The organism is Mesorhizobium sp. WSM4837 (assembly GCF_055811435.1).
The window spans coordinates 1-25702 of the sequence record NZ_JBVVQE010000055.1 but is presented as its reverse complement, the minus strand read 5'-3'; the positions used below and the strand labels follow the sequence as shown (position 1 = coordinate 25702).

The window sequence follows — 25702 nt, the reverse complement described above, 5'->3', positions numbered from 1 at the left end:
GCCAGGCGTGCTCTTCTTCCATTCGGAAATGCTTGCAAACCTTGGAAAAACCGCCTTTTGCACCTATATCTGGACCATCAAGGACGCGCGATTCGGAGCCGATTTTTTGCGCTGGATGTGCGGCATCAATCAGACAGGTTTTCATGAGCGATCAGATCGACAACGCCAACGGCGCTGAGGCCGAGTACGGCGCCGATTCCATCAAGGTTTTGAAGGGCTTGGACGCCGTCCGCAAGCGGCCCGGCATGTATATCGGCGATACCGACGACGGCTCGGGCCTGCATCACATGGTCTATGAGGTCGTCGACAACGCTATCGATGAGGCGCTGGCCGGCCATGCCGACCTCGTCACGGTGACGCTCAATCCCGACGGTTCGGTGACGGTCATCGACAATGGCCGCGGCATTCCGACCGATATCCACACCGGCGAAGGTATTTCGGCGGCCGAAGTGATCATGACGCAGCTGCATGCCGGCGGCAAGTTCGACCAGAACTCCTACAAGGTGTCTGGTGGCCTCCACGGCGTCGGCGTCTCCGTCGTCAACGCGCTGTCGGCCTGGCTGAAGCTGAAAATCCGCCGCAACGGCCAGATCTACGAGATGAGCTTCTCGCATGGCAATGCCGACGGACCGCTGAGGGTCACCGGCAGCTATGAGCAGCGCAAGGTTGCCGGCACCTATGAGGGGCGCAGCGGCAGCGAGATCACCTTCTTTCCGTCGACCGAGACTTTCACCATGGTCGAGTTCGACTTCGGCACGCTGGAGCACCGGCTGCGCGAACTCGCCTTCCTGAATTCCGGCGTGCGCATCATTTTGACCGATGCCCGCCATGCCGACGTCGTGCGCCATGAGCTGCATTATGATGGCGGGCTCGAGGAGTTCGTCAGATATCTCGACCGCGTCAAGAAGCCGCTGATCGACAAGCCGATTGCTATCAAGGCCGAGCGCGACGGTATCACCGTCGAAGTCGCCATGTGGTGGAACGACAGCTACCACGAGAACGTGCTGGCCTTCACCAACAACATTCCGCAGCGCGACGGCGGAACGCATCTTGCCGGTTTCCGCGGCGCGCTGACGCGCCAGATTACCGGCTATGGCGAATCCACGGGCCTCACCAAAAAGGAGAAGGTGGCGCTGATCGGCGACGATTGCCGCGAAGGACTGACGGCCGTGCTGTCGGTCAAGGTTCCCGACCCGAAATTCTCTTCGCAGACCAAGGACAAGCTGGTCTCATCCGAAGTCCGTCCGGTGGTGGAAGGGCTCGTCAACGAGGCGCTCGGCACCTGGCTCGAAGAGCACCCGACCGAGGGCAAGGTGGTCATCGAGAAGGTCATCCAGGCGGCAGCGGCGCGCGAAGCCGCGCGCAAGGCGCGCGACATCACCCGCAAGAGCTCGCTCGGCGTCACTTCGCTGCCCGGCAAGCTGGCCGACTGCCAGGAACGCGACCCGGCGAAGTCCGAAATCTTCATCGTCGAGGGCGACAGTGCCGGCGGCTCGGCCAAGGGCGGCCGTTCGCGCCAGAACCAGGCCATTCTTCCGCTGCGCGGCAAGATCCTCAACGTCGAGCGGGCCCGGTTCGACCGTATGCTCGGCTCAGACATGATCGGCACGCTGATCACCGCGCTCGGCACCTCGATCGGCAAGGACGAGTTCAACGCAGACAAATTGCGCTACCACAAGATCATCCTGATGACCGACGCCGACGTCGACGGCGCCCACATCCGCACCTTGCTGCTGACCTTCTTCTTCCGGCAGATGCCGGAGCTGATCGAGCGCGGGCATCTCTACATCGCCCAGCCGCCGCTCTACAAAGTGACGCGCGGCAAGAGCTCGCAATACATCAAGGACGAAAGCGCCTTCGAGGAATTCCTGATCGGCTCAGGGCTGGAAGAGGCGTCGCTTGCGCTCAGCACCGGCGAGGTGCGGGCCGGGCAGGACCTGCGCAGCGCCATCGACGATGCGCTGGCGGTGCGCCAGCTCATCAACGGGCTGCACACCCGCTATAACAGAGGCGTGGTTGAGCAGGCGGCGATCGCCGGCGCGCTCAGTCCGGACGTCTTCGTCGATCTCGGCCGGGCCAACGCTATGGCCGAGCGTGTCGCCCGGCGCCTCGACATCATCGCCGAGGACACCGAACGCGGCTGGACCGGCCGCATGTCGACCTCAAACGAAGGGGTCGGCGGCTATGTGTTCGAGCGCACTGTGCGCAGCGTCAAGGAGTTCGCGCATCTCGATCTGGCGCTGATCAATTCGGCCGACGCCCGCCAACTCGACCGCTATGCGCCGCGCCTCGCAGAAGTCTATGGCGAGCCGCCGGTGCTGCGCCGCAAGGATGTGTCCGAAACCATCTCGGGACCGCTGGCGCTGCTCAATGCCGTGTTTGCCACCGGCCGCAAGGGCCTGACCATGCAGCGCTACAAGGGCCTCGGCGAAATGAACGCCGAGCAGCTCTGGGAGACCACGCTCGACCCGAATGTGCGCTCGCTTTTACAAGTCAAGGTCAATGACGCCACCGATGCGGACAGTCTGTTCTCGCGGCTGATGGGCGACGAAGTCGAGCCCAGGCGCGAGTTCATCCAGGAAAACGCGCTATCGGTCGCCAACCTGGATATTTAAAGCCCAAGCAGCTGCTCAGCTTCGGACACTTAAGGTATTGGTAGGCCCAGGCCCACCAACGATCCCTGCTGCGTCGCAACAAAGGATCATGAGGGCCGGTCGGAACGGAAGAGCATCCAAGGCATTGTAATCGATCACAATCGCCGCAGGAGGCACTCATGGGACGTGGCATTTTGCTCTGGCTTCTCGGAGTCCCGATTCCGATCATTATTCTCATCATGCTTTTCGCACGTTAGGGGGCTGACATGCAGTCAACCCTAACGGCTGTCGACGTTTCCGCACCGACGGAATCCTCTTCTACCGCTGTCAGCTGGGGGCCAATCGTGGCCGGCGCCTTTGCTGCCTCGACGCTAACATTGATCCTGATGCTGCTCGGCTCCGGGCTCGGGCTGACGATGGTTTCGCCGTGGTCCGGCTTGAGCACCTCAGTCACAACTTTCGCGGCCTCCACGGCTGCGTGGCTGATCATCGTGCAGTGGCTGTCGTCGGCCGTAGGCGGTTATCTTGCCGGGCGCCTACGCACCAAATGGGTCGGCGTCCACACCGATGAGGTCTTTTTCCGCGATACCGCACACGGCTTCCTCGCCTGGGCGCTTGCAACGTTGCTTGTCGCCGGTGTGCTCGGCTCGGCGCTTTCCGCAGCTGTCGGAACCGGCGTCCACGCCGCTTCGACAGTCGCGTCGGGCGCGGCAATGGGCGCTTCGGCAGGTGCTACCGCAAACGCCGGAGGCGCCGCGACCGACAACGCAACGTCGTACTTCGTCGATGCGTTGTTCCGCCCGGCCGATGCGGCCAGGCTTGCTGCCGCCAACCCGGAGAGCGATGCGGCGGCGACGGCGCAGGCCTCGCGCATTTTGATCGCGAGCGCAGCAGCAGGGGAAGTGTCAGCCGACGACAAGACCTATCTGTCGCAGTTGGTAGCCGCCCGCACCGGGCTGTCGGAACCCGATGCCAGGGCCCGTGTCGATGCCGTGCTTGCCAGGGTCGAAGAGGCGAAGGTCCAAGGCCAGCAGGCTGCCGATACCGCCAGGAAAGCCGGTGCCACCTTCGCGCTGCTTGGCGCTCTGTCCCTGGTCGTCGGCGCTTTCATCGCAAGCGCCGCGGCAGCACTTGGGAGCAGGCAGCGCGACGACGAGGAGGCGGTCTTCCTGACCGACCGTTGATCGGTGCTTGAGGGTTCTATCGACGCCGAGACTTTCCCCGGCATCGACCGGTTGTTTTGACGACGTCATCGCCATGAACTGCGCGCTGAATTCGCACAAACGAGCGTGCCCTATCTTCCGGCAGAAGTCGTCGGTGCCGGCTGGCTTGGCTCCAGTTTGCGGCCGAGATCGACGGCGTCACGCAGCACGTCGATATGCGAGCGCGGCGGGGTGCCGGCGGCAGGCTGCTGGTCCTCCACACCGAATCCAGGATTTTTTTGCCCAGGTGCGGGTGGCACACCGTTACCGTTACCTGTCTTTGGCTCAACCTATTCAGGTTGGGCTGAGCGTCCCCCGATACGCCACGATCAGGCCGATCAACGGCATCGAAATTTCCACATCAAAGCAGAATTGCCCGTCCCGTTCCGTTTCGAAGCTCGAGCCTTTGGGAAGGAGGAAGCCGGGCATTGGAATACCCAGCAGCGACCATCGTCTCGGAACCAGGGTCAGACGATCGCCGTCCACCACCAGAGCCAACGCGAAGGACGCGATCCCAAACCGTTCCACCAGAAGATGCTGGTCCCTCCCAGTGCCGGCCGACTGAATCGAAGAAAACCACTTGCCGTCGAAATTACGGATCCAGTGTTCAGAGCGGTTCTCGGGCGAAAAGGTCACCGTGACCGGCACCCGTGGCGCAGCTTTCGGGAAGCCGACAAGCGCCGCCACGAACGCGGCCGCCGGGCGGCGACCGCGTCGTACCTCGGCGAAGCCCGTCCATTGGCGGGTGGCGGTGCTGCCATGCAGATCCTGAAGTCGCGGAGCAAGTGAGGAGAAAGCGGATCCGAGAATCCCGCAGTACAGGGGCGCAACGATCTCGTGTCCCCGAAACCCGGTGAATATCTTCCGGCTTTGGAACAGCGCCTCATAGTCGGCAAGCTCAAGGGCGCGGACCCCGGACCGTGCTCCGGCCTCCGGACGAATGCCCGTCAGCAATTTGCGGATGATCGCTTCGATGGCCATCGATGGAATGTATGGCCCGTCATCCCCTTCGGCCAAAAGATGCCAGCTCCGTTCGGCGTCCTGCCCATCCGTGGTGCCGTACGCGCTGACGAACATACCGCCGCGATGCTCGCCAAAACGCATTCGGTTGAGCACCGCGTAGAAGAGACGCGAGAAAGGTTCCAGCGACGAGAGCCTGAGCCTCGCGCGCGCCTTCGCCAGGAGGTTGAGTGTCCGGTGCAAGATTTCCGGGACTGGCCCGGCTCCCATCCAGATATCGGTCATTGAGGGATGCTCGGGCGGGATGACCTGCAAGTCCGGCACGTCCACCAGCGAGAAACGGATGTTCCGGAGCGGCAGCCGGCCCGGCACCGCGATGGTGAAGCGCATGCTTTCAGCCAGAGCGATGCCATGCGATTGCACCCCATGTCGTCGCAGCTTCACCGGGGCGCCGGCATAGCCCACCACCGCACGCATGACGTTGAGGCCGATTCCGGCATAGGGCGAAGGGGCGATGCCGCCTTTCACAGAGACGATGTCCATCGTCTTCGCCATCTCGCGCAGGACGGCGGCGGTCAGCACAGGAAAGCTGCTGATGCCCGATAGAATGAATATGCGTGCGTCCTTTGCTTGCGCGTCGAACTGAGGCACGCCGAACACAAAGTCGGCGGCGTCGGCAAAGTCGAGATAGTCGATGCCAGCGTCGATGCAGGCCGAAATCACACGATAGCGATTGGTTCCATAATCTTGGAACGGCCCGGAGGCGTCGACGACGAGATTGGGCCGTTGCGCGCGCAGGCCGGCCACAATTTCTGCGCGATCAAGCGCAAGCGGCCGAACCCGGGCCTGCCCTCTGTAGCGCGCGCAGAACGCCTCGGCGCGAGAGAAGTCGCGGCCGCAGATGATGAGTTCAATCTCCGCTATGTCGGATAGAAGCTCCGCCAGGCGCCCGCCGAAAACGCCGTATCCGCCCAGGATCAGGATTCTCATGCGTGCTTTCAAACGTTTCCGCTTTTCAGCGACAGAACCGTCGCAATTTTCGGTTTGCGGTAGGGCAATTTTCGAAAGCCGCTTGACATTGATCGCACCAACTTATCGAGGTTATTGAGAACTCTTTCGGTTTTTTGTGAGACTGCGCACCGGATATTTGGGGTATTGGCATGCTCCGGCGCGCCAATCCGCTTTATGCTTCGGGTCGTTCCAGTTTTCGGCCGAGATCGACGGCGTCACGCAGCACGCCGATATGCGAGCGCGGCGGGGTGCCGGCGGCTGCCGCGACCTCGACGCCGGTCGCCTCCAGCGACCAGTAGAGCCTGTGGGTGAAGATGCGGCCAAGCGAACTGCGCAGTTCGACCTGAATGTTCTCCACGCCGGGGCCGAAATTATCCGCCATCGATCCTGAGATCGGGTCGCCGGTCAGCCAGCCATTGCCCCTGTCGAAGATATTGGTCCAGCGCGTCGCGGCAAACACCGCACCGTGATGCACCGCCCGCTGCGGCTTGCCAGAACGGCTGCGCCCTTCCTGATAGAGGACGGTTCCACCGGCCGCCGTCTCGGCGATCGGCGGACATGCCGAGAACAGCCGCTCAGCGATGCCGCGCCTGAATTCGGCGAGATTGTAGGTCACCAGAAATTCGCTGTGGGTCAGCGGACTGCCGAGCGTGACGAAATCGCTGATCTTCCAAGGCAATGGATGATCGGCGTCGCCGGCGCGGAGGTGGCGGTAGAGCTCCCATTGGGCGCGCCGGAATCCGGAAAAATCATCCAATTTGTCTGGCCACGCAGAACCATCTGACTTGAGCGTAGCCTTGTCGACGGCGCGGATCGCTTTCAGTCTCGCCTTGTCGCGGGCGGCTTCCAGCTTTCGTGGCCTGAAATCGGCCCACAATATCTGCAGCAGATCATAGGCGATGATCGATCCCAGGCTGTGCGAGACCAGCACGATCCGGTCGTAGCCATCGTCCGTCATGAGGCGCCTCAACAGCGTCAGGCCACGGTCGCGGACAAGCGCGCGCTTCTCGACCGTTGCCGCTTCAGCCCGCACATAGGCGGCCACATCACCGAAATAAGGAAGACCGAACCGGTCCACCGACCAGACGACGAACGAGGCCAGGACCGTGACGAGCATGCCCGTGGTCCAGGAAATATGCCCTTGCAAGGCCGACGTCGCGAGCACGAACGCCGCGCCCAAGACTGTTATGACGGCCAGAAGCGTAACGACGTAGAGCCCGCGGGCGTCGCGCGGAATCTCGGCGGGCTTGCGCCAGAGCAGATTCGTCACCCAGGCGGCAAGCCGGCCCCGCGTCGTGCCTTGCGTGATGTCGGCCCAGTAAAGCTCGTAGAAATCAGTGCGGCGGCCATCGACATCATAAGGGGTGGTGATCCGGCGAAGTTCGTGCGAGTTCGTCCGGCTGTCAGGCGTGATCCAGCTCCGGTTGATCTTCGAGCCGGCGGGACCGCCCGGATCGGCGACTTGGGCATAAAACGGCGCGCGGGCGGGGTCATGACTCCAAACAGCCTGAACAAATTCCCTCAGCGTGCCCATCGGTCGCTGTTCGCCCATGCCATGCACGATGACCACGGCCTGGCTGAGCTTGCGCGGCGCCTTTCCGGGGGCCGGCAAGTTGGCCTTCGCGGGCGAGCCGGACTTGGTCGGCGAAGCGACAGGCTGGGGGCCAGACACCGGTGCCTCCGTTGGTGACAAATCCGTCCATCGGAACAGAACTTGCCCATCGTAGTGCTGAATCCGAAGCAAGTGCAAAAAGCGTCGCAGATATCTGTCGCAAATCGCCGACTTTTGCGGAGGGTTTTGCGACAGAAATTTGTTGAAGAGTTCAACGCTGGCGATTTTGTCGCGAAACTTAGGACTGTGACTTCCGGCGCCGTTTGTCGCGCCGCCATGAAGCATCGGCAAGCCGCCGTTGCCGACAGCCGCCTGATCCGCTACTCCGTCCTCCCGGGCAGCACGTCGTTCAATCCCGCAAGTCAGGCATAGCGCCTGCTTCACAGCCAGTACGAAAGAGAACACATATGCCTCATAACCCCACCGCAGCCAGCCACGCGGCTTCAAGCGCGCCGCGCATCCGCGACTGGTCGCTGTCCTGGCAGATCGGGGCGGTCGTCCTGGGAACCGTATTTCTGGCGCTGGCGTCTTACATCGAAGTGCCTATGGTTCCGGTGCCCGTGACCATGCAGACCTTTGCGGTCACCCTGATCGGTGCGGTCTACGGCTGGAGACTCGGCGCGGCCACGATCGTTGCATGGTTGGTCGAAGGCGCGATCGGGTTGCCGGTTCTATCTGGCGGCGCTGCCGGTGCGCATTACTTTGTCGGCCCGACCGCCGGATACCTCTTCGCCTTCCCCGTGGTCGGCGCGCTCACGGGATGGCTGGCGGAGCGCGGCTGGAACGGCAACCGCCCATGGCTGGCGTTCGTCTCCATGCTCCTGGGCAACGCGCTTTGCCTCGTGCTGGGCGCGGCATGGCTTTCCGTCGCCATTGGCATCGAACAGGCAATTGTCCACGGCGTCGCGCCGTTCCTGATCGGCGGGGCGCTCAAGTCGGCATTGGCCGCGGTGACGCTCAAGCTCATGACCCGCGCGCAAAAATGACCGTCCGGCTGCGGCCGCACCATCTCCATTGCCTGCTGACTTACGCAGGCAAGGGTTACAGCGCTGCGTTCGTCGCCAATTTCGACGCGATCGCGGCTCGGCTCTCCGCAGGCGAACACATCCTGATCGTCTCCGGGCCTGACGATATTTGCGCGCCCCTGCTCGGTGAGGCGGAGCCGCACTGCCTTCGCGACAGCGTGACGGAGCGCGACCGTCAGGCGGCGGCCAGTGTTGGTACGCTTCTGGGGTACTCGATTGCCGAGGACATGGAACTTCAGCTCCATCCCTCGCTTCTGCGAAGTATGCGCGATGCGTTCTCTTCGGGCCGCACCCGGGGTGCTTGCGGCGGGTGCGAGTGGTTTGACCTTTGCAGTTCAATCGCCGCTTCAGACTATGGAACGGTGGCACTCCGGTGAAAGGCAACGTTCGCAGTGGGACGATTGTCGGGGTCGCCAACCCGGATCAGTGATCCATGGCCTTGACGATCTCTTCGGTCATCTTCTTGGCGTCGCCGAGCAGCATCATGGTGCCGTCCTTGTAGAACAGCGTGTTGTCAATGCCGGCATAGCCGGAGCCGAGCGAGCGCTTGACGAACAGACAGGTGCGAGCCTTGTCGACATCGAGGATCGGCATGCCGTAGATCGGCGACGATTTGTCGTCGCGGGCGGACGGGTTGGTGACGTCGTTGGCGCCGATGACATAGGCGACGTCGGCCTGCGCGAATTCGGAGTTGATGTCCTCGAGCTCGAACACTTCGTCGTAAGGCACGTTGGCTTCGGCCAGAAGCACGTTCATGTGGCCGGGCATGCGGCCGGCGACCGGATGAATGGCGTATTTCACGTCGACGCCATTGGCCTTGAGCTTGTCGGCCATCTCGCGCAGCGCGTGCTGCGCTTGGGCGACCGCCATGCCGTAACCAGGCACGATGACGACCTTCTGCGCGTTCATCATCAGATAGGCGGCATCATCGGCCGAACCCTGCTTGACCGTGCGCTCGATGCCGTCGTCGGCAGTGGCGGACGTCTCGCCGCCGAAGCCGCCGAGGATGACCGAGATGAACGACCGGTTCATGCCCTTGCACATGATGTAGGACAGGATCGCGCCGGACGAGCCGACCAGCGCGCCGGTGATGATCAGCGCCAGATTGCCGAGCGTGAAGCCGAGTGCCGCAGCCGCCCAGCCTGAATAGGAATTCAGCATCGAGACTACCACCGGCATGTCGGCGCCGCCGATCGGGATGATGAGCAGGACGCCAAGGACAAGCGATGCCGCCACGATCAGCCAGAACACCAGCTTGGACTCGGTGGTGACCAGCAGCACGATCAGCACGACCAGCCCGATGCCGAGGGCGGCGTTGATGAAATGGCGGCCGCCGATCATGATCGGCTTGCCCGACATGCGGCCGTCGAGCTTGAGGAAGGCGATGACCGAGCCGGTGAAGGTGATGGCGCCGATGGCGACGCCGAGGCTCATCTCGATCAGCGCCTGGGCGTGGATGTCGGCGACCGTGCCGATGTCAAAACTTTCCGGCGCATAGACGGCGGCAGCCGCCACCATGACGGCGGCAAGGCCAACCAGCGAATGGAAGGCGGCGACCAGCTGCGGCATCGAGGTCATGGCGATGCGCCGTGCGGTGACCGCGCCGACCGAGCCGCCGATCAAAAGACCGAGCACGATGAGGCCGAAGCCTCCCGCCGAAGGGGTCGCCAGCGCCAGCGTGGTGGCAATGGCGATGCCCATGCCGATCATGCCGTACATGTTGCCCTGGCGGCTGGTGGTCGGGTGCGACAGGCCGCGCAATGCCAGGATGAACAGGATGCCGGAGACCAGATAGAGGAAGGAGGCGAAGTTGGCGTTCATGGCGCTCTACTTGTCCTTCTTCTTGTACATCGCCAGCATGCGCTGGGTGACGAGAAAGCCGCCGAAGATATTGACCGAGACCAGCATCAGCGCAACGAAACCGAAGCCGGTGGCGATGCCGGACGCCGAGATGCCGACGGCAAGCAGCGCGCCGACGACGATGACCGAGGAAATGGCGTTGGTGACGGCCATCAGCGGCGTGTGCAGCGCCGGCGTGACCGACCAGACGACGTAATAGCCGACAAAGATCGCCAGCACGAAAATGGCGAAGCGGAAGACGAACGGATCGATCGCCCCGCCGGACAGCGCGTGCGCGGCGTCGCCCGCCGCATCGGTGCCGCCTGGAGCTGTGGCCAGATCCTGCACAGCGAGCCGGACGGCGGCGGTAGCCTGGTCGAGCTGGTCGAGGGCTTTCTGCAAGGTCTGGTCCATCACGCGATCCCTTTCGACTTATTAGCGGGCGATTTGGGTGCGGCAGCTTTCCTGGATGCGGCAGCTTTCTTTGGCAGGGCTGGATTTTTTGCAGCGGCGGGCTTCGCAGGCTCGGCCGAGGCGATCATCACCGCCGGCTTGCCGGCGAAGGCCGGATGCACGACCTGGCCGCCATCGGTCAGCATCGTCGCCTTGGCCAATTCGTCGTCGCGGTTGATGGCAAGCGTCTTGGTGGTCTTGTCGACCAGCGTCTCGAGGAACGCAAACAGGTTCCTGGCATAGAGCAGCGAGGCGGAGGCAGCGACGCGGCCCGGCACATTGAGATGGCCGACGATTTTCACGCCGTTGGCCGTGGTCACCACCTGCCCGGGCACGGCGCCCTCGACATTGCCGCCGCGCTCGACCGCCAGGTCGACGATCACCGAGCCCGGCTTCATCGAGGCGACCATCGCGGCCGAAACCAGCTTCGGCGCCGGACGGCCCGGGATCAGCGCCGTGGTGATGACGATGTCTTGCTTGGCGATGTGCTCGGCAGTCAGCGCGGCCTGCTTGGCCTGGTATTCCCTGGACATTTCCTTGGCGTAGCCGCCAGCCGTCTCGGCCGCCTTGAACTCCTCATCCTCGACCGCCAGGAACTTTGCCCCCAGCGAGGCGACCTGTTCCTTGGCGGCGGGACGCACGTCGGTGGCGGTGACCACGGCACCGAGACGACGCGCAGTAGCGATCGCCTGCAGGCCGGCGACGCCGACGCCCATGACGAAAGCTTTCGCCGCCGGCACCGTGCCCGCCGCCGTCATCATCATCGGCAGCGCCCGGTCATATTCGGCAGCCGCGTCGATCACCGCCTGATAGCCGGCGAGGTTGGCCTGGCTGGACAGGACATCCATCGATTGGGCGCGCGTGATGCGCGGCATGAACTCCATCGAGAAGGCGGTGACGCCGGCCCTTGCCAGAGCATCGACGGCAGCATCGTTGCCATAGGGATCGATGATGGCGATGACGGCACTGCCCGGGCGATAGGCCTTCAGCTCCGCCTCATCAGGCCGGCGCACCTTCAGCACCACATCGGCCTTGGCGACATCGCCGGCCTTACCGATCGCAGCGCCGGCCTTGGCGAACTCCTCGTCGGGAATGCGCGATGCCGTGCCGGCGCCGCTTTCGACGATTACGTCAAACCCCAGCCCCGCCAGCCGCTTCACCGTGTCGGGCGAGGCAGCAACGCGCGGCTCGTTCGCATCGAGCTCACGAGGGATGAAAACCGTCTGTCCCACCGCATGATCCTTTCGGCTGGAACCTGTCTGCGCAGGACGCCGACCGAACTTCCGGCGATGTCGCGGGCAAGGGGGTTTTGAAGAATTTACCGGAGAATGAAAGCGCCGACGGCGAGGATCAGAACGAACAGGACAAAGCCCGAGAAGAAGCCGCCCGCAAAGAAGCCGAAAGCCATTGCCAGAAGCACGGCGGCGCAAAACAGCGACCCGTATTTGGCGAGCATGATAAAGCCGGCATAGGTGCGGTCGTGCTCGGCATAGTCCATCTTCGCGCCTAGTTCGACAGGACCGGTCGGCGAGTGATCAGCCATAGGAATACCCCTTCGAAGACATCTTTCAGGCACATAGCGAAAAGCCAGGCCGAGGGCAATGGCGCTATTGCCGCATCGCTGGAGACAACAGCCTCAAAAGAAAATTGGAGCCGCCAGATGCAGGATGTCGTTTCGGAGGCGCTCGCGGCTGCCGCCCTCGCGCTTGCTTTCCAGCTAACGCGCCGCGCCTGCCGACATTTTCAGCCGGCGAGTTGCGGAAACAGCCCAAGCAGGCCGACGACGATCAGGTAGAGCGCGACGATGTAGTTGAGGAGTCGCGGCATCACCAGGATCAGCACGCCGGCAATCAGCGAGATCAACGGAGTGAGCGCGAGCGTGGGAATGGTCATGTCGGGTTCCTTTCGGTAGAATTTCCGCCGAAGCGATGCAGATTGACATCGTCCGCGCACCACCGGCGCGCCTCCCAGAACGCCGAAGCGGCCTGAAAGCTCCAGCCGCGCTCCCAATTTGCCAATTGTCAGGCGGCTTCGCGGTAGTATTTGGCGGTCGGCAGAATGGTCAGCGGCGCGAGTTCACCGGCACTGGGTGTCTCAAACAGCATGCGCTGCTCCATCGGCGTCGACCGAAAGAATGGGAAACGCTGGAGTACCCGCTCCAAATTGATCTCGTAGTTCGCGTCATAGAGCACCACGGGAACGGTGAATGGAGGATAGTCTCTCGGTTGCCCCACTTGCACGGCACCGAAAGTCCGCTGGTAGAAAGCCGTGTGTTCCTTGCGGATCACGCCGAGACAGGCCGTCACCTGGAAGTGGACGCTGGCAATTAGTGCTAGCCGCAACGTAACGTAAGGCAGGGCACGATGCATCGATATGAAGTCCGGGTCGGCTGCCAAGAGCGTCGGATTGACGAAGGATTCGCCGCGAAGCAGCCGCGGATGAAGCAGATCGCCAAATCTGGTCATTGCGGGCGCGTAAGGTTCGCTCGGTGTCAGATGATGAAGACGGAGCGTACACACGAGGGAATTGTCGACGAAGACACCAAAGCGATAACAGTTCGGCGTGTCGTCGAGCACATCCATCATCATCTGGTCGCTGGATTCAGGCAGAAAGCCGTTCAGCCGGTAAGCCTTGTAGCGAAGCCGGTAAATCGCCTCCATGTCTTCACCGCTTTCGCAGCGCCTGTATTCCACGCGCTCAAGAAGGGTCGAAACATTGCGCGAGAAGGAAGACATCCCGCTGAGGTCGGTCGGTCGGTCATCCACATGAACAACCCCATCGGATACCGCCACAATACAATTCCCTTCTGCCATCTTCCCTGAAAACCTATCGTGTGCGGTCGTGGCATAAAAGATGGAAATCCAATCGAAGTCGTTTACCTAATATTAACCTTAACTTGCCGCCGCGGCACGTCTGGTCAAGTTGGTCGAAAATGAAGCGCGGAAATCAGCTAAGCGCACGTTTGCCCGCCGGCTTTTTATCGATGGCGAATGGCCAGACCGTGGTAGCCATCGTTCCGATGCCGGACGCTGTCAGCGCTGAACCAAACAAAAAGCCCTGGACCATATCCGGTTTGATAGAATGCGTCAGAATGTTGAGCTGCTCGTATGTCTCAACGCCCTCGATAGTCACGTTGAGACCGAGAACTCTGATGAGTTCGACCACGCCCTTCAACAGCGCGAGCGAACTCGGGTTGTGGGTGACGTCCATCAGGAACGAGCGGTCAATCTTGACCTTGTCGAGCGGCAGCTTGTGGAGATAGCTCAAGCTCGAATAGCCCGTACCGAAGTCGTCTAGCGCAATGCGCACGCCAAGCCGTTTCAACTCCTCGATATACTGACGCGTCAGCGATTTGTCGTCGAGAAGCGCGGTCTCGGTGACCTCGATTTCCAAGCGGCCAGCGGCGAGGCCGGAGTTGGCGAGCGCATCACGGACTTTCTGGACGATGCCACTGCTGCGGAAATCCTTGGCCGAAAGGTTGACCGAGACGCTGATCGGGTCGGGCCATTTGACGCATTCGGCACATGCCGCCTGCAGGACAAATGTGCTGATCTCGGAAATGATGCCCATTTCTTCGGCCAGCGGAATGAAGATGCTGGGCGAGATCGGTCCGAGATCGGGGTGATCCCAACGACACAGCGCCTCGCAACTGGCGATCCGCATCGTGCTCATCGCGACGATCGGCTGATAGACCACCCGCAGCGCCTTGCTTTCCACTGCGGTGCGCAGATCCGCCTTCATCAACTGACGATCGCGAAATGCGGCATCCATCGAGGCCTGGAACAACCGCCAAGTGTTCTTGCCGAGTTCCTTGGCCTTGTAGAGCGCGAGATCCGCCTTGACGATCATGGCGTCGACATCGGTGTCCCTGACCCGCGAAAGCACCGCGCCACCGCTGGCCTGGATGCGCAGCCCATGGCCGGCGACGTCGACCTCGCCCTGCAGTTCATCGAAAATCCCGTCGATTTGGCTGGTCAGGTGGCTCTCATCCTCAACGCGATCGAAAAAGATCATGAACTCGTCGCCGCCGAAACGGCTGACGGTGACGCCTGGTCCGGCGATGGCTGCCAGCCGCTCCGCGACGGCGTAGATCAATCCGTCGCCGACCGGGTGGCCAAGCGTGTCGTTGACGTTCTTGAAGTCGTCGAGGTCGAGCACGGCGAGCCCGCAGAGACGCTCGAGATCGCCGGATGCCATCGCCTCTCCGATCAACTCCTGGAAATAGGCGCGGTTGGGCAGGCCGGTGAGGCTGTCGTAGCGCGCCATGAAGCGGATCTTGCTTTCTGCCTCGACGCGGGCCGTCACATCCTCGAATGTGATGACGCCCAGTTGCTGGCTGCCCTCACGCGCCGAGAACTCATAGTGCTGCCCATTCGCGAGCGAGACGAGAACCTTGCGGTCGCGGCCCTCGTGCAGGGCGCGCGTGAGCTGGGCCTCGATGTAGCGGCAGTCCTTCGGCGCCAGCATGCCGCCGGCAACGCCGCGCATCAGCAGGCCGTGGATCGATCGCCCGAGCAGCGCGTCCGGCGACTTGAGCGACATCAGATGCGCGGCTTCGGCATTGGCCACCACCACCCGGCCATCAGGGCCGAGCATGACAAGCCCGTGCGACATGGTGTTCAGCGCCCGATTGAAGCGCTGGGCGAGGCGGTTCGCCTTCTTCTCTTCGCTGATTGCTGTAAATAGCACCTTTCGCACAAGATGCGCCATCTTGTTGATGGTGAACATGAAGGGGATGACGAAGAGGCCCAAAATGACATTGTACACGTCGCCCTTCAGCATCAGGCCGACCGCAATCGGCGCGACCACGGACACGGACAGGATGGCGACCATCTTTCGGGAGCCGAAATTGCGGCCGGCGATGGTGATGGTGCTTGCCAACACCAGCGACACCGCTGCAATCTCGCCAAACAGGTCCGGAACCACGTAGAGGCATACGAACGCGAAAAGTCCGACCGCGGACCCATGAATCGTCCCGGCAACAATGTAGTAGCGTTCCCAGGCAAGCGCGGATTCGTAGGTGACGATCGTGTCGGGACTGACCCTCCGGATCGCAAGATAACGGCCGATGCTAGCGGCAACCATCAGGATGGCGAGAGCGAGATAGATTGCCGCAGACGTTTTCCAATACACGAGCAGGGCCATAGCGCCTTGCGTGAAGGCGCCAACGAGCAAGATGCCCGCGTCGCGAAACAGCGAGCGAACGAATCCAACGTATACGTCCTCGGATATGTCGTCGGGTCGATCTATGTTCATGACCTTGCGGTGTCGCGCGAACCGCAGTCATGTCACAACCGCATTAAGAAAGGTTTAGAGGGGCCATCTCGGGGCCTGCGTCAAGCCTGTTGAGCTTCTTCAGATAAGGCATTCACTCGGCGGCCTGGAGTTCCGGCCGAGCCGCTGTCTTCGCTAGGCGATCGAGCAGCCTCAGGCGCTCGCCGGCGGCCTTTTCGGCGCTGGCCCGCCTGACGTGACCATAGCCGCGAATGAGCGCCGGCACCGAGGCAAGCGCTGCCGCGGCCTCGACCTTGCCTGGCGCCAGCGCGCCGGCGACAAGCTCCAGGTCGGCCTCGTACTGCGCAAGAAGCTGCCGTTCCATACGCCTTTCGGAGCTGTAGCCGAACACATCAAAGACCGTGCCGCGCAAGCCTTTCATCGCTGCCAGCAGGCGGAACCCCTTCATCATCCAGGGACCGAAGCTCGACTTCCTCGGCTTGCCGTCCTTGCCGCGCCTGGCCATGATCGGCGGCGCGAGATGGAATTCGAGTTTGTCGTAGCTCTGGAACTGCTTGCCCAGTTCAGCGGCAAAGGAGCCATCGGTGTAGAGCCTTGCCACCTCGTATTCGTCCTTGATCGCCATCAGCTTGAACAGGTTCCTCGCGGCGGCTTCGGTCACATCAGTCGAACCGGGCGCCACGCTGGCTTCGGCCTTGCGCAGCGTAGCCACTCTGTCGGCATAGCGCTTGCCATAAGCGGCGTTCTGATAGGCGGTGAGGAAGGCGACGCGGCGGGCGATGACGTCATCGAGCGTTTCGGCGACAGCGGTGTTCTGTGCAGCCGTGCCCGGCTGGACGACGAGGGCACGCACGAAATCCGGCTGGTGGGAGGCGCGGCGGCCCCAGCGGAAGGCTGAGACGTTCATCGCCACCGACTGGCCGTTGAGCTCGATCGCCTTTTCGACTGCCTCGGCAGACAGCGGCAAGCCGCCATGCTGAAAGGCGAAGCCGAGCATGAACATGTTGGCGCCGAGCGAGCTGCCGAACAGCGCGGTGGCGGTGCGGGTGGCATCGAAAAAATGCGCCTTGTCGTCGCCGGCGGCAGTGCGGATCGCCTTTTTCAGCCGCTCAACCGGCAGCGAGAAATCGGCCGACCGGGTAAACTCGCCGGGCATGATCTCCGCGGTGTTGGCGAGGAAGATCGTGTGGCCTTCGCGCACCGCGGCGAGCACCTTTTGGGCGCCCGACACGACGAGGTCGCAGCCAAGCACAAGGTCTGCCTTGCCGGCCGAAACGCGGATGGCATGGATATCGCCCGGGCTGCGCGCGATGCGGACGTGGGTGAACACCGAGCCGCCCTTCTGGGCAAGGCCGGCCATGTCGATCATGCCGCAGCCTTTGTCTTCGAGATGAGCCGCCATGCCAAGCACCGCGCCGATGGTGACAACGCCGCTGCCGCCGACGCCGTCGATGATCGCCGCCCAGCCTTGGTCACCGAGCGGGAATTCCGCGGGCGCGGGAACGCCGTCGAGCGGATCGGTGGTGCCGGCCATACCCTCGGCCTTCCTGATCTTGGCGCCATGCACGGTGACGAAGGACGGACAGAAGCCGTTGATGCAGGAGAAATCCTTGTTGCAGCTCGACTGATCGATCTTGCGCTTGCGGCCGAATTCGGTCTCGACCGGCTGGATCGACACACAATTCGACTGCACCCCACAATCGCCGCAGCCTTCGCAGACCAGTTCGTTGATGAAGACGCGCTTGTCGGGATCGGGGAAGGTGCCGCGCTTGCGGCGGCGGCGCTTTTCGGCGGCGCAGGTCTGGTCGTAGATCAGCACGGATGTGCCTCTGACCGCGCGCAATTCGCGCTGCACGAGGTCGAGGTCGTCGCGGTGATGGATGGTGGCGCCGGCGGGGAATTCGACCTTGCCGGTATATTTGGCCGGCTCGTCGGTGACGATGGCGATCCGCCCGACGCCCTCGGCCCGCACCTGCCTGGCAATCATGTCCACGGTCAGGCCGCCCTCGTGCGGCTGGCCGCCGGTCATGGCGACGGCGTCGTTGTAGAGGATCTTGTAGGTGATGTTGGCGTCGGTCGACAGCGCGAAGCGGATCGCCAGCGCGCCGGAGTGGTTGTAGGTGCCGTCGCCGAGATTCTGGAAGATGTGGTCGCGCTTCGAGAACGGCGCCTGGCCGACCCATTGCGCGCCCTCACCGCCCATGGCGGTGAAACCTACGGTGTTGCGATCCATCCACAGCGCCATGAAATGGCAGCCGATGCCAGCGGCTGCGAGCGAGCCGTCGGGCACCTTGGTCGAGGAATTGTGCGGACAGCCGGAGCAGAAGAAGGGCGTGCGCGAGGCAATGTCTGTTGTCTCGGCGAGCATCGCCTGGAACTGGCGAAGTTTCGCCACCCGCGCGGCGATCTCGTCCGACGGACCGATCGTCCGCAAGATTCTATCGCCGAGCGCGATGGCGATGTCGTTGGGATCGAGCGCGCCCTTGGCCGGGAACAGCCCGTCGCCGCGCTCGTCCTTCTTGCCGACGATGATCGGCTGCATGGCAGTGCCGTAAAGGTTCTCGCGCAGTTGCACCTCGATCAGCGAGCGTTTCTCCTCGACGACGACGATGGTGTCGAGGCCGCGAGCGAAGTCGGTGATGTGCTGCAGGTCGAGCGGCCACGGGCAGCCAACCTTGAACAGCCTGATGCCGATGCGGTTGGCGGCGGCTTCGTCGATGCCGATGTCTTCCAGCGCCTGGCGAACGTCAAGATAGCTCTTGCCGACGGTGATGATGCCAAGCTTCGGGCCACTGCCGCCGGAATAGACGATCCGATTCAGCCCGTTGGCGTGGATAAAGGCCGAAGCGGCGGCGCGTTTGTATTCATGCAGTCGCTCCTCCTGGCCGAGCATATCGATCTCGTTGCGGATGTTGAGGCCGCCGGGCGGCATCTCGAAGTCCGGGACGACGATATCAAGCCGTTCGAGCGCGGCCTCGACCGAAGCCGTCGATTCGATGTTGTCCTTGACGCATTTGATCGCCGCCCAGGTGCCGGCGAAGCGCGACATGGCAATGCCATAGAGCCCATAGTCGATGATCTCCTGGACCCCGGCCGGATTGAGGATCGGCACCATGGTGTCGACAAACAGGAACTCGGTCGCGTGCGCGTTGGTCGAGGATTCGGCCATGTGGTCGTCGCCCATCAGGGCGAGCACGCCGCCATGTCTTGACGAGCCGGCGAGATTGGCATGGCGGAAGACGTCGCCGGAGCGGTCGACGCCCGGTCCCTTGCCGTACCAGACCGAAAAGACGCCGTCATGCGTGCCATCGCCCAGCAATTCGGCCTGCTGCGATCCCCAGCAGGCGGTGGCCGCGAGTTCCTCGTTGAGGCCGGGCTGGAAGACGATGTCCGACTGGGCGAGCTGCTTCCTGGCCTTCCAAAGCTGCATGTCGAGGCCGCCGAGCGGCGAGCCGCGATAGCCGGAGACGAAGCCAGCGGTGTTCAGGCCAGCCTGGCGGTCGCGCTCGCGCTGCATCAAAAGCATGCGGATGACCGCCTGCGCGCCGGAAAGGAAGATGCGCTCCTTTCGCAGGTCGAACTTGTCGTCGAGCGCGACATCATGCAGCGTCATCAGGCATTTCCTCTGCGGAGGCCGCAGTTCGAGCGCAGCCAACGTCGGAGTTGGAGGCTGCAGTGTTTCTCCCCTTGCCGGGCAGGTCAAACAAAATCGAAGATGCCAGGCGAGGCGCAACAAACGATCCGGTCCACACCCGATTCTGTAAGAAACGTGCACCAATTGGCCCGTCAGCGCCAAGAATATTCCGGCCGCGACCGATACCGGCGATGTCGCGTCAGCCGGCCTTCGAACAGTCGGGCTTGGGCGCGCCCGGCAGCTTGCCGTCCGGATGGCCGGCAAGCTCCGGATTGGGCGTATAGAGCTGATCGATGACCAGCGGCCGGTCGGGCAGGACCGATTGGTCCTGCGTCGACATCAGCGTGGTGTCGATCTTCTGGAGGATTGCACCGTTGGCATCCTTGATGCTGATCGAAATCGCATAGGGCTTGTTCTTGACGATGCAGGAAAGCGCCGGGCTCTCCAGCGACACCTTGCCGAGCTTCGGCCAGACTTTCTGTTCGACGATCAGCGGCTCACCGCCTGCTGGATTCTGGAAGCTGGCGACCGCCACCTGTCCTTCTCCCATCGGCTGCAGCGGTTTCAGCGTGACGACAAAGGTTGCCCTTGCGAGGCGATAATTGAAGACGACCAGCCTGCCGGAAATCTCGAACAATCTGCCTTCGCCGTCCTTGCCGGTATCGCGGCAGGCGCCGAGCGTTGCCGCGGCCACGAGCATGGCGCCGACAACGATCAGGCGCAAGATTTTCCTAGACATTGGCGGTCCCTTCGGCTGCCGTTCGGCGGCGATAGTGGCGACTTGCCTTCTGGCGGTTGCCGCACACCGCCATGTCGCACCAACGACGGCTGGAATTGCGGCTTCGGTCGAGAAACAACCAGCTGCAATTGGGGCAGATCCTCAGCCTTGCGACGGTGTCAGCCTGCAGCAGCGACAGTGCGGAAACCGCCAGTGCCGCCTCGAAGGCGATGGGCGTCGCCGGCTCGCCGAACGGCCGTCCCGGCGCACCGATCTCGGTGCGGCCGTCCGCGAGACCGTCGGCGCAGGCCTTCAGGAAGCCAGGCAGATCGCCTGTGGTGACCGCGCCCTTCGACACCGCACGACGAAACAGCCGGTCGGTCGTCTCGCGGATCGCCAGCACGACCGGCGCGATCTTGTCCGGGAACGGCGCTTCGAGCCGCCTGCCGCCAAGCTCGGCGGCGCGAAAGACGCTTGCCGTGTCGGCGAAACGGGCGATCTCCGCCGGATCTTTGAACCGGTCGAAGGTTTTCCGGGGATCGCCGCGCAGCACGACGGTGTTCGCCGTGTCGAGCGCAAGAAGGCCGCCGGTGAAGCGGTGCGGGGTCCAGGAAACCGTCATGGGCGCCATTTTTAACCGATAAGCCGCATTTGACAAGTTAGATTACCGATGCAAATCTGCTCCGCACGGACGCGGTTCTCCGCGATCCAAGGACATTGGCATGCTCTATTTGTTCCAGCAGGTGCTGAACGGGCTGCATTCCGGCGCGCTCTATGCCCTGCTCGCCTTCGGCTATGTGCTGACCAACGGCATCCTGCACCGGACGAACCTCGCCTATGGGGCGCTGTTCGCCTTTTGCGGACAGACGATGATCCTCACCGCGGCCTTCGGCTATCGGGCCCTGTGGCTGACCCTGTTCGCGGCCGTCGCGCTCGGTATTGTCGCGGCGTTCCTGTATGCGGGGCTGATCAGCCATGTCCTGTCGCGCAGCATCTTCGAGCCGCTGGCCGACCGCACGCCCAATGCAATCGTGGTGACGACGCTGGGCATATTGCTGCTGCTGTCGGAGGCAAGCCGCATCGCCGCTGACACGCATGATCTGTGGCTGCCGCCAATGCTGGCCCAGCCTATCATTTTTGCGAACGGGGCCAACTTCAATGCCACCCTGACGCTTATCCAATTGCTCGACTGCGGGATCGTCGTGGCAACCATTGTGCTCGCCTCCTGGGCGTTCGCCCGCTCGAGTTTCGGCCGGCGCTGGCGCGCCGTGTCCGACGACCCCAAAGCCGCCGCCATGTGCGGCGTCGACGTGCGCGCGGTGTTTCGGCACGCGGTGCTCGCCGGCGGCCTTTGCGCGGCGCTGGCCGGTGTCCTCGCCGGCCTCTACTATGGCAACATCAGCTTCGGCTCCGGCCTGGTCTACGGGCTGAAAATCCTGTTCGTGACGGCGGTGGGCGGCTATCTCTCGCCGTTGCGGGCAGCACTTGGCGCTGCCGCTTTCGGCATGGCCGAATCGCTGTGGGCCGGCTACTTCCCGGTCGAGTGGCGCGACGCCTGGATGTATCTGTTCCTCGTCGCCATGCTGGTGCTGGTCGGCGCCGGGCGAGACCAAAGCAAGATCGTCTGACTGCGCCAACCTGGGTAGCGCTGGCCGCAGACGCCACTTTGATTTTTGCGCATGATCCCTCCCGCGGCTGTTTCGCCCCTTCCCCATGCCACAAGATTGTTTTACTCGGTCTGCCCTGTGTTGACCCGCCGGTCCACGCACGGCATACCGTTGGGCCACATCAAAGCGGCGGAAAACAAGCGGGAATCGGCGCGTCGCTAATACTTTGAGTCACGCATCGTGCTTTCCGAAAATCGACACCGATTTTCGGGCCGAAGCGTAAGGGAGGAATGTATGGCAAGGCTTCTCACTCTATCCAGAACGATTGACCGTGTGAACGAGTTCATCGGCAAATGGGTGTCGTGGCTGATCCTGCTGGCAATCCTGGTCAGTGCCGCCAATGCAGTCATCCGAAAGACGTTCGACATGTCGTCGAACGCGTGGCTGGAATTGCAGTGGTATTTGTTCGGCGCCGCCTTCATGCTGGCCGCTGCCTACACACTCAAGCAGAACGACCATATCCGCATTGACATCGTCTACGGCATGTTCTCGCGCCGCGTGCAGCACTGGATCGACCTTTTCGGCCATCTCTTCTTCCTGATGCCGTTCGTGACGCTGATGGTGATCTATTTCGTCCCCTATGTGTCACTGTCGTTTCACAGCGGCGAAATGTCGAATAATTCCGGCGGGCTGATCATCTGGCCGGCGAAGGCGATTCTGCTGGCCGGCTTTTTCCTGCTCGCGCTGCAGGGCATCTCGGAGATCATCAAGAAGATCGCCATCATGCGCGGCGACATGGACGATCCCACACCGTTCATATCGGTGCATGAACAGGCCGAGCTCGAAGCGAAGGCGCTCGCCGAAGAGGTGCGCTCGTGATCGAGTTCATCGCCCAGAACATGGCGCCGATCATGTTCGCCTCGCTGGTCATCTTCCTGCTGATCGGCTACCCGGTCGCATTCTCACTCGCCGCCAACGGCCTGCTGTTCTTCTTCATCGGTGTTGTGCTGTCACCCTATTCGGGCGGATCGATCAATCTCGCCTGGCCGCTGCTGCACGCGCTGCCGGATAATTTCTACGGCAGCCGGGTAATGTCGAACGACACGCTGCTGGCCATCCCGTTCTTCACTTTCATGGGCATCGTGCTCGAACGATCGGGCATGGCCGAGGACCTTCTCGACACGATCGGCCAATTGTTCGGACCGATCCGCGGTGGCCTCGCCTATGCCGTGATCTTCGTCGGCGCGCTGCTTGCCGCAACCACGGGCGTGGTGGCTGCCTCCGTCATCGCCATGGGCCTGATCTCGCTGCCGATCATGCTGCGCTACGGCTATGACCGCCGAGTGGCGTCCGGCGTCATTGCCGCGTCGGGCACGCTCGCCCAGATCATTCCGCCCTCGCTGGTGCTGATTGTTCTGGCCGACCAACTCGGTCGCTCGGTCGGCGACATGTATGCGGGTGCGCTGATCCCGGGGATGGTTCTGACCGGCCTTTACACGACGTATATCGTGATCATGTCGATCATTCGGCCGAACTCGATGCCGGCCCTGCCGCTGGAGGCCCGCACCCTCGGCCACGGTGTCCTGTCGCTGCTGGTCGCGGTGCTGGCGGCAGTCGTGGTTTCCTACGCGGCCTATCGCTATCTGGCGCCCTCGCAGGGCCAAAACGCCGACATCCTCGGCGCCACCATCGGCGTGATCCTCATCTATGTCGTGGCAATCGCCGACCAGCGCCTGAAGATCAACATGATGTCGCGGCTGGCGCAGCAGGTGATCATCGTGCTGATCCCGCCACTGGCGCTCATCTTCCTGGTGTTGGGCACCATCTTCCTCGGCATCGCCACGCCGACCGAAGGCGGCGCCATGGGCGCTGTCGGCGCGTTGATCATGGCGGCGATGAAGGGGCGGCTGTCGCTGGACGTGATCAAGCAGGCGCTGGCGTCGACGACGCGGCTATCCTCCTTCGTGCTGTTCATCCTGATCGGCGCGCGCGTGTTCTCGCTCACTTTCTACGGCGTCAACGGCCATATCTGGGTCGAACACCTCCTGACATCGCTGCCGGGCGGCGAGATCGGCTTCCTGATCGGCGTCAACATCCTCGTCTTCCTGCTCGCCTTCTTCCTCGATTTCTTCGAGCTCGCCTTCATCATCGTGCCGCTCTTGGCGCCGGCCGCCGACAAGCTCGGTATCGACCTGATCTGGTTCGGCGTGCTGCTCGGCGTCAACATGCAGACCAGCTTCATGCACCCGCCATTCGGCTTCGCGCTGTTCTACCTGCGTTCGGTCGCCGCCCGGGTGCCCTATCTCGATCGCCTCACCGGCAAAAAGATCGCGCCGGTAACCACCGGCCAGATCTATTGGGGGGCGGTGCCCTTCGTTTGCATCCAGGTGATCATGATCGGCTTGACCATCGCCTTCCCGCAAATGGTGATGCACTACAAGGGCACGGCAGCGGACCCGGGCACGATCGACTACCAGGTGCCGGAAACGCCGAGCCTGTCGCCGCTCGGCGTTCCGCCTGCGGATGGCGGCACGGCGCCGACTGCGCCTGCACCGGATCTGTCGCAGCCGCCGAATTTCGGTGAAACGCCGGCTGCCAAGCCGACAGCGCCAGCGCCCGATCTGTCGCAACCACCGAGTTTCAATTGACGCCGGAGGCTCTACAGACATGAAAGCGATGCGGCTGGAGGGCGTCGGCAGCATCGCCCTTTGGGAAGTCGACAAGCCCGTAGCCGGGTCGGACGATCTCCTGGTGCGGATCGAGGCATGCGGCGTCTGCGGCACTGACCGGCATCTTTTCCATGGCGAATTTCCCTGTGCGCCGCCGGTGACGCTCGGACATGAATTCTCCGGGATCGTCGAGGCGATTGGAACCGCCGTGTCCGGCTTTTCGGTCGGCGATCGCGTCACCGGCGACCCCAACATCGCCTGCGGGCGCTGTCCGCACTGCCACGCCGGTCGCATCAATCTCTGTCATAATCTGGTTGCCATCGGCATCCGCCGCGATGGCGGCTTCGCCGAATATGTCGTGCTGCCTCACAAGCAGGCCTTCCTCCTCCCGAACGACCTGAGGCCGACGCATGGCGCGTTCTGCGAGCCGCTTGGCTGCTGCCTGCATGGCGTGGACCTGGCGCAGGTCAGACCCGGCTCCTCGGTCGCCGTGCTGGGCGGCGGCGTGATCGGCCTGCTCACCGTGCAACTGGCGAGGCTTGCCGGCGCGACGACAATCATCCTGTCGACGCGTCAGGCCTCGCGGCGTGCCCTTGCCAAAGAATTGGGCGCGACGGCAACGGTCGATCCAATCGCTTGCGATATCATCGACACGGTCGTCGGTCCGTCGGGCCTCATGCCGGGCGGCGTCGATGTGGTGTTCGAATGTGCCGGCGTAAGCGAGACGGTCGAGCAATCGATACGGCTCGCCAGGGCCGGTGGCACGGTTGTCGTTGTTGGCGTGATGCCTCAAGGCATGAAGGCCGAATTCGAACCTTTCGACCTGTTGTTCCGGGAATTGAGGGTATTAGGCTCTTTCCTCAATCCGTTTACGCATCGCCGGGCTGCCGATCTCATCGCCTCGGGTGCGATCGAGATCGACAAGCTCATCTCCCGGCAGGTGACGCTTGAGGAGGCGGCTGCGGTGATCGCCAATCCGCCTGCGCCAGGCGAGGTCAAGGTGCTGGTGGTGCCGCGCTGATCAGCAAATAGAAGCGCTTCGGGGGCCGCCCGCCCCCGCCCCCCCGGGGGCGGACACGAGTGGGGGGGGGTGGGGGGGGGGGGGGGGGGCCGACAAAAGGGGGGTGTTTTTTTAGTGGGACG

21 protein-coding genes are annotated in these 25702 nt (G+C 63.0%); 8 read left to right on the top strand and 13 right to left on the bottom strand.

Translation table 11 applies throughout. The annotated features are described in order from the left end of the window. Positions 1 to 143 precede the first annotated feature (143 nt). Both gyrB and AC0L3D_RS26220 read left to right on the top strand, forming a co-directional pair. Entirely contained in the window at positions 144 to 2615 is a 2472-nt protein-coding gene (gene gyrB / locus AC0L3D_RS26225) for a DNA topoisomerase (ATP-hydrolyzing) subunit B (protein ID WP_473626993.1), read from the top strand. A gap of 245 nt (positions 2616 to 2860) precedes the next feature. Next, positions 2861 to 3778 (top strand): hypothetical protein, encoded by a 918-nt coding sequence (locus tag AC0L3D_RS26220; protein WP_473646283.1) that lies wholly within the window; start codon positions 2861 to 2863, stop codon positions 3776 to 3778. A gap of 110 nt (positions 3779 to 3888) precedes the next feature. Here AC0L3D_RS26220 and AC0L3D_RS26215 read toward each other — a convergent pair whose 3' ends face one another. The 3 genes from AC0L3D_RS26215 to AC0L3D_RS26205 form a co-directional block, all read right to left on the bottom strand. Further along, the gene (locus AC0L3D_RS26215; RefSeq protein WP_287176306.1) at positions 3889 to 4017 is read right to left on the bottom strand and encodes a hypothetical protein; all 129 of its coding nucleotides are present in this window, start codon (positions 4015 to 4017) and stop codon (positions 3889 to 3891) included. 73 nt (positions 4018 to 4090) lie between these two features. Further along, the gene (locus AC0L3D_RS26210) at positions 4091 to 5746 is read right to left on the bottom strand and encodes a DUF4166 domain-containing protein (RefSeq protein ID WP_473626992.1); all 1656 of its coding nucleotides are present in this window, start codon (positions 5744 to 5746) and stop codon (positions 4091 to 4093) included. Between the two features lie 193 nt (positions 5747 to 5939). Next, positions 5940 to 7439, bottom strand: a complete 1500-nt coding sequence (locus AC0L3D_RS26205; protein WP_473646282.1) for a hypothetical protein — start codon at positions 7437 to 7439, stop codon at positions 5940 to 5942. A gap of 347 nt (positions 7440 to 7786) precedes the next feature. Here AC0L3D_RS26205 and AC0L3D_RS26200 point away from each other — a divergent pair, with 347 nt between their 5' ends. Then, positions 7787 to 8365 carry a biotin transporter BioY gene (locus AC0L3D_RS26200; RefSeq protein WP_473626990.1) on the top strand — a complete coding sequence of 193 codons (579 nt, stop codon included), beginning with the start codon at positions 7787 to 7789 and terminating at the stop codon, positions 8363 to 8365. Beyond that, positions 8362 to 8781 (top strand): DUF1284 domain-containing protein, encoded by a 420-nt coding sequence (locus tag AC0L3D_RS26195; RefSeq protein WP_473626989.1) that lies wholly within the window; start codon positions 8362 to 8364, stop codon positions 8779 to 8781. Before AC0L3D_RS26200 ends, AC0L3D_RS26195 begins: the two co-directional genes overlap by 4 nt. Positions 8782 to 8827: 46 nt before the next feature. Here the strand turns inward: AC0L3D_RS26195 and AC0L3D_RS26190 are convergent, their stop codons facing one another. The 10 genes from AC0L3D_RS26190 to AC0L3D_RS26145 all read right to left on the bottom strand — a co-directional run bounded on the left by AC0L3D_RS26190 (position 8828) and on the right by AC0L3D_RS26145 (position 20905). Next, the gene (locus AC0L3D_RS26190; protein WP_473646280.1) at positions 8828 to 10225 is read right to left on the bottom strand and encodes an NAD(P)(+) transhydrogenase (Re/Si-specific) subunit beta; all 1398 of its coding nucleotides are present in this window, start codon (positions 10223 to 10225) and stop codon (positions 8828 to 8830) included. Positions 10226 to 10231: 6 nt separating this feature from the next. Then, positions 10232 to 10657 (bottom strand): NAD(P) transhydrogenase subunit alpha part 2, encoded by a 426-nt coding sequence (locus tag AC0L3D_RS26185; protein ID WP_029347614.1) that lies wholly within the window; start codon positions 10655 to 10657, stop codon positions 10232 to 10234. After that, positions 10657 to 11928, bottom strand: a complete 1272-nt coding sequence (locus AC0L3D_RS26180; RefSeq protein WP_287363622.1) for a Re/Si-specific NAD(P)(+) transhydrogenase subunit alpha — start codon at positions 11926 to 11928, stop codon at positions 10657 to 10659. The genes AC0L3D_RS26185 and AC0L3D_RS26180 overlap by 1 nt, the downstream gene beginning before the upstream one ends. An 86-nt stretch (positions 11929 to 12014) precedes the next feature. Further along, complete coding sequence (locus AC0L3D_RS26175) at positions 12015 to 12239, bottom strand: aa3-type cytochrome c oxidase subunit IV (protein WP_023796798.1); 225 nt, start codon at positions 12237 to 12239, stop codon at positions 12015 to 12017. 200 nt (positions 12240 to 12439) lie between these two features. Continuing rightward, positions 12440 to 12589 carry a DUF3096 domain-containing protein gene (locus tag AC0L3D_RS26170; protein WP_023796799.1) on the bottom strand — a complete coding sequence of 50 codons (150 nt, stop codon included), beginning with the start codon at positions 12587 to 12589 and terminating at the stop codon, positions 12440 to 12442. Between the two features lie 128 nt (positions 12590 to 12717). After that, positions 12718 to 13488 carry an N-acyl amino acid synthase FeeM domain-containing protein gene (locus tag AC0L3D_RS26165; protein ID WP_236473769.1) on the bottom strand — a complete coding sequence of 257 codons (771 nt, stop codon included), beginning with the start codon at positions 13486 to 13488 and terminating at the stop codon, positions 12718 to 12720. Between the two features lie 154 nt (positions 13489 to 13642). Further along, positions 13643 to 15952 (bottom strand): putative bifunctional diguanylate cyclase/phosphodiesterase, encoded by a 2310-nt coding sequence (locus AC0L3D_RS26160; protein ID WP_473646279.1) that lies wholly within the window; start codon positions 15950 to 15952, stop codon positions 13643 to 13645. A 112-nt stretch (positions 15953 to 16064) separates the two neighbouring features. Continuing rightward, positions 16065 to 19544: an indolepyruvate ferredoxin oxidoreductase family protein gene (locus tag AC0L3D_RS26155; protein ID WP_473646277.1), complete on the bottom strand. Its 3480-nt coding sequence runs from the start codon at positions 19542 to 19544 to the stop codon at positions 16065 to 16067. A gap of 220 nt (positions 19545 to 19764) precedes the next feature. Then, on the bottom strand, positions 19765 to 20304 hold the full coding sequence (locus tag AC0L3D_RS26150) for a hypothetical protein (protein WP_473646276.1): 540 nt from the start codon (positions 20302 to 20304) through the stop codon (positions 19765 to 19767). Continuing rightward, positions 20297 to 20905 carry a CGNR zinc finger domain-containing protein gene (locus AC0L3D_RS26145; RefSeq protein ID WP_473646275.1) on the bottom strand — a complete coding sequence of 203 codons (609 nt, stop codon included), beginning with the start codon at positions 20903 to 20905 and terminating at the stop codon, positions 20297 to 20299. The genes AC0L3D_RS26150 and AC0L3D_RS26145 overlap by 8 nt, the downstream gene beginning before the upstream one ends. A gap of 100 nt (positions 20906 to 21005) precedes the next feature. Here AC0L3D_RS26145 and AC0L3D_RS26140 point away from each other — a divergent pair, with 100 nt between their 5' ends. The 4 genes from AC0L3D_RS26140 (at position 21006) to AC0L3D_RS26125 (ending at position 25580) form a co-directional block, all read left to right on the top strand. Continuing rightward, complete coding sequence (locus AC0L3D_RS26140) at positions 21006 to 21911, top strand: branched-chain amino acid ABC transporter permease (RefSeq protein ID WP_473646273.1); 906 nt, start codon at positions 21006 to 21008, stop codon at positions 21909 to 21911. 273 nt (positions 21912 to 22184) lie between these two features. Further along, positions 22185 to 22769 carry a TRAP transporter small permease subunit gene (locus AC0L3D_RS26135; protein WP_473646271.1) on the top strand — a complete coding sequence of 195 codons (585 nt, stop codon included), beginning with the start codon at positions 22185 to 22187 and terminating at the stop codon, positions 22767 to 22769. Further along, a complete protein-coding gene (locus AC0L3D_RS26130; RefSeq protein WP_473646270.1) occupies positions 22766 to 24538 on the top strand; it encodes a TRAP transporter large permease in 1773 nt (590 codons plus the stop codon). Before AC0L3D_RS26135 ends, AC0L3D_RS26130 begins: the two co-directional genes overlap by 4 nt. A gap of 19 nt (positions 24539 to 24557) precedes the next feature. Continuing rightward, positions 24558 to 25580: a zinc-dependent alcohol dehydrogenase family protein gene (locus tag AC0L3D_RS26125; protein WP_473646268.1), complete on the top strand. Its 1023-nt coding sequence runs from the start codon at positions 24558 to 24560 to the stop codon at positions 25578 to 25580. The last annotated feature ends 122 nt before the right edge of the window (positions 25581 to 25702 follow it).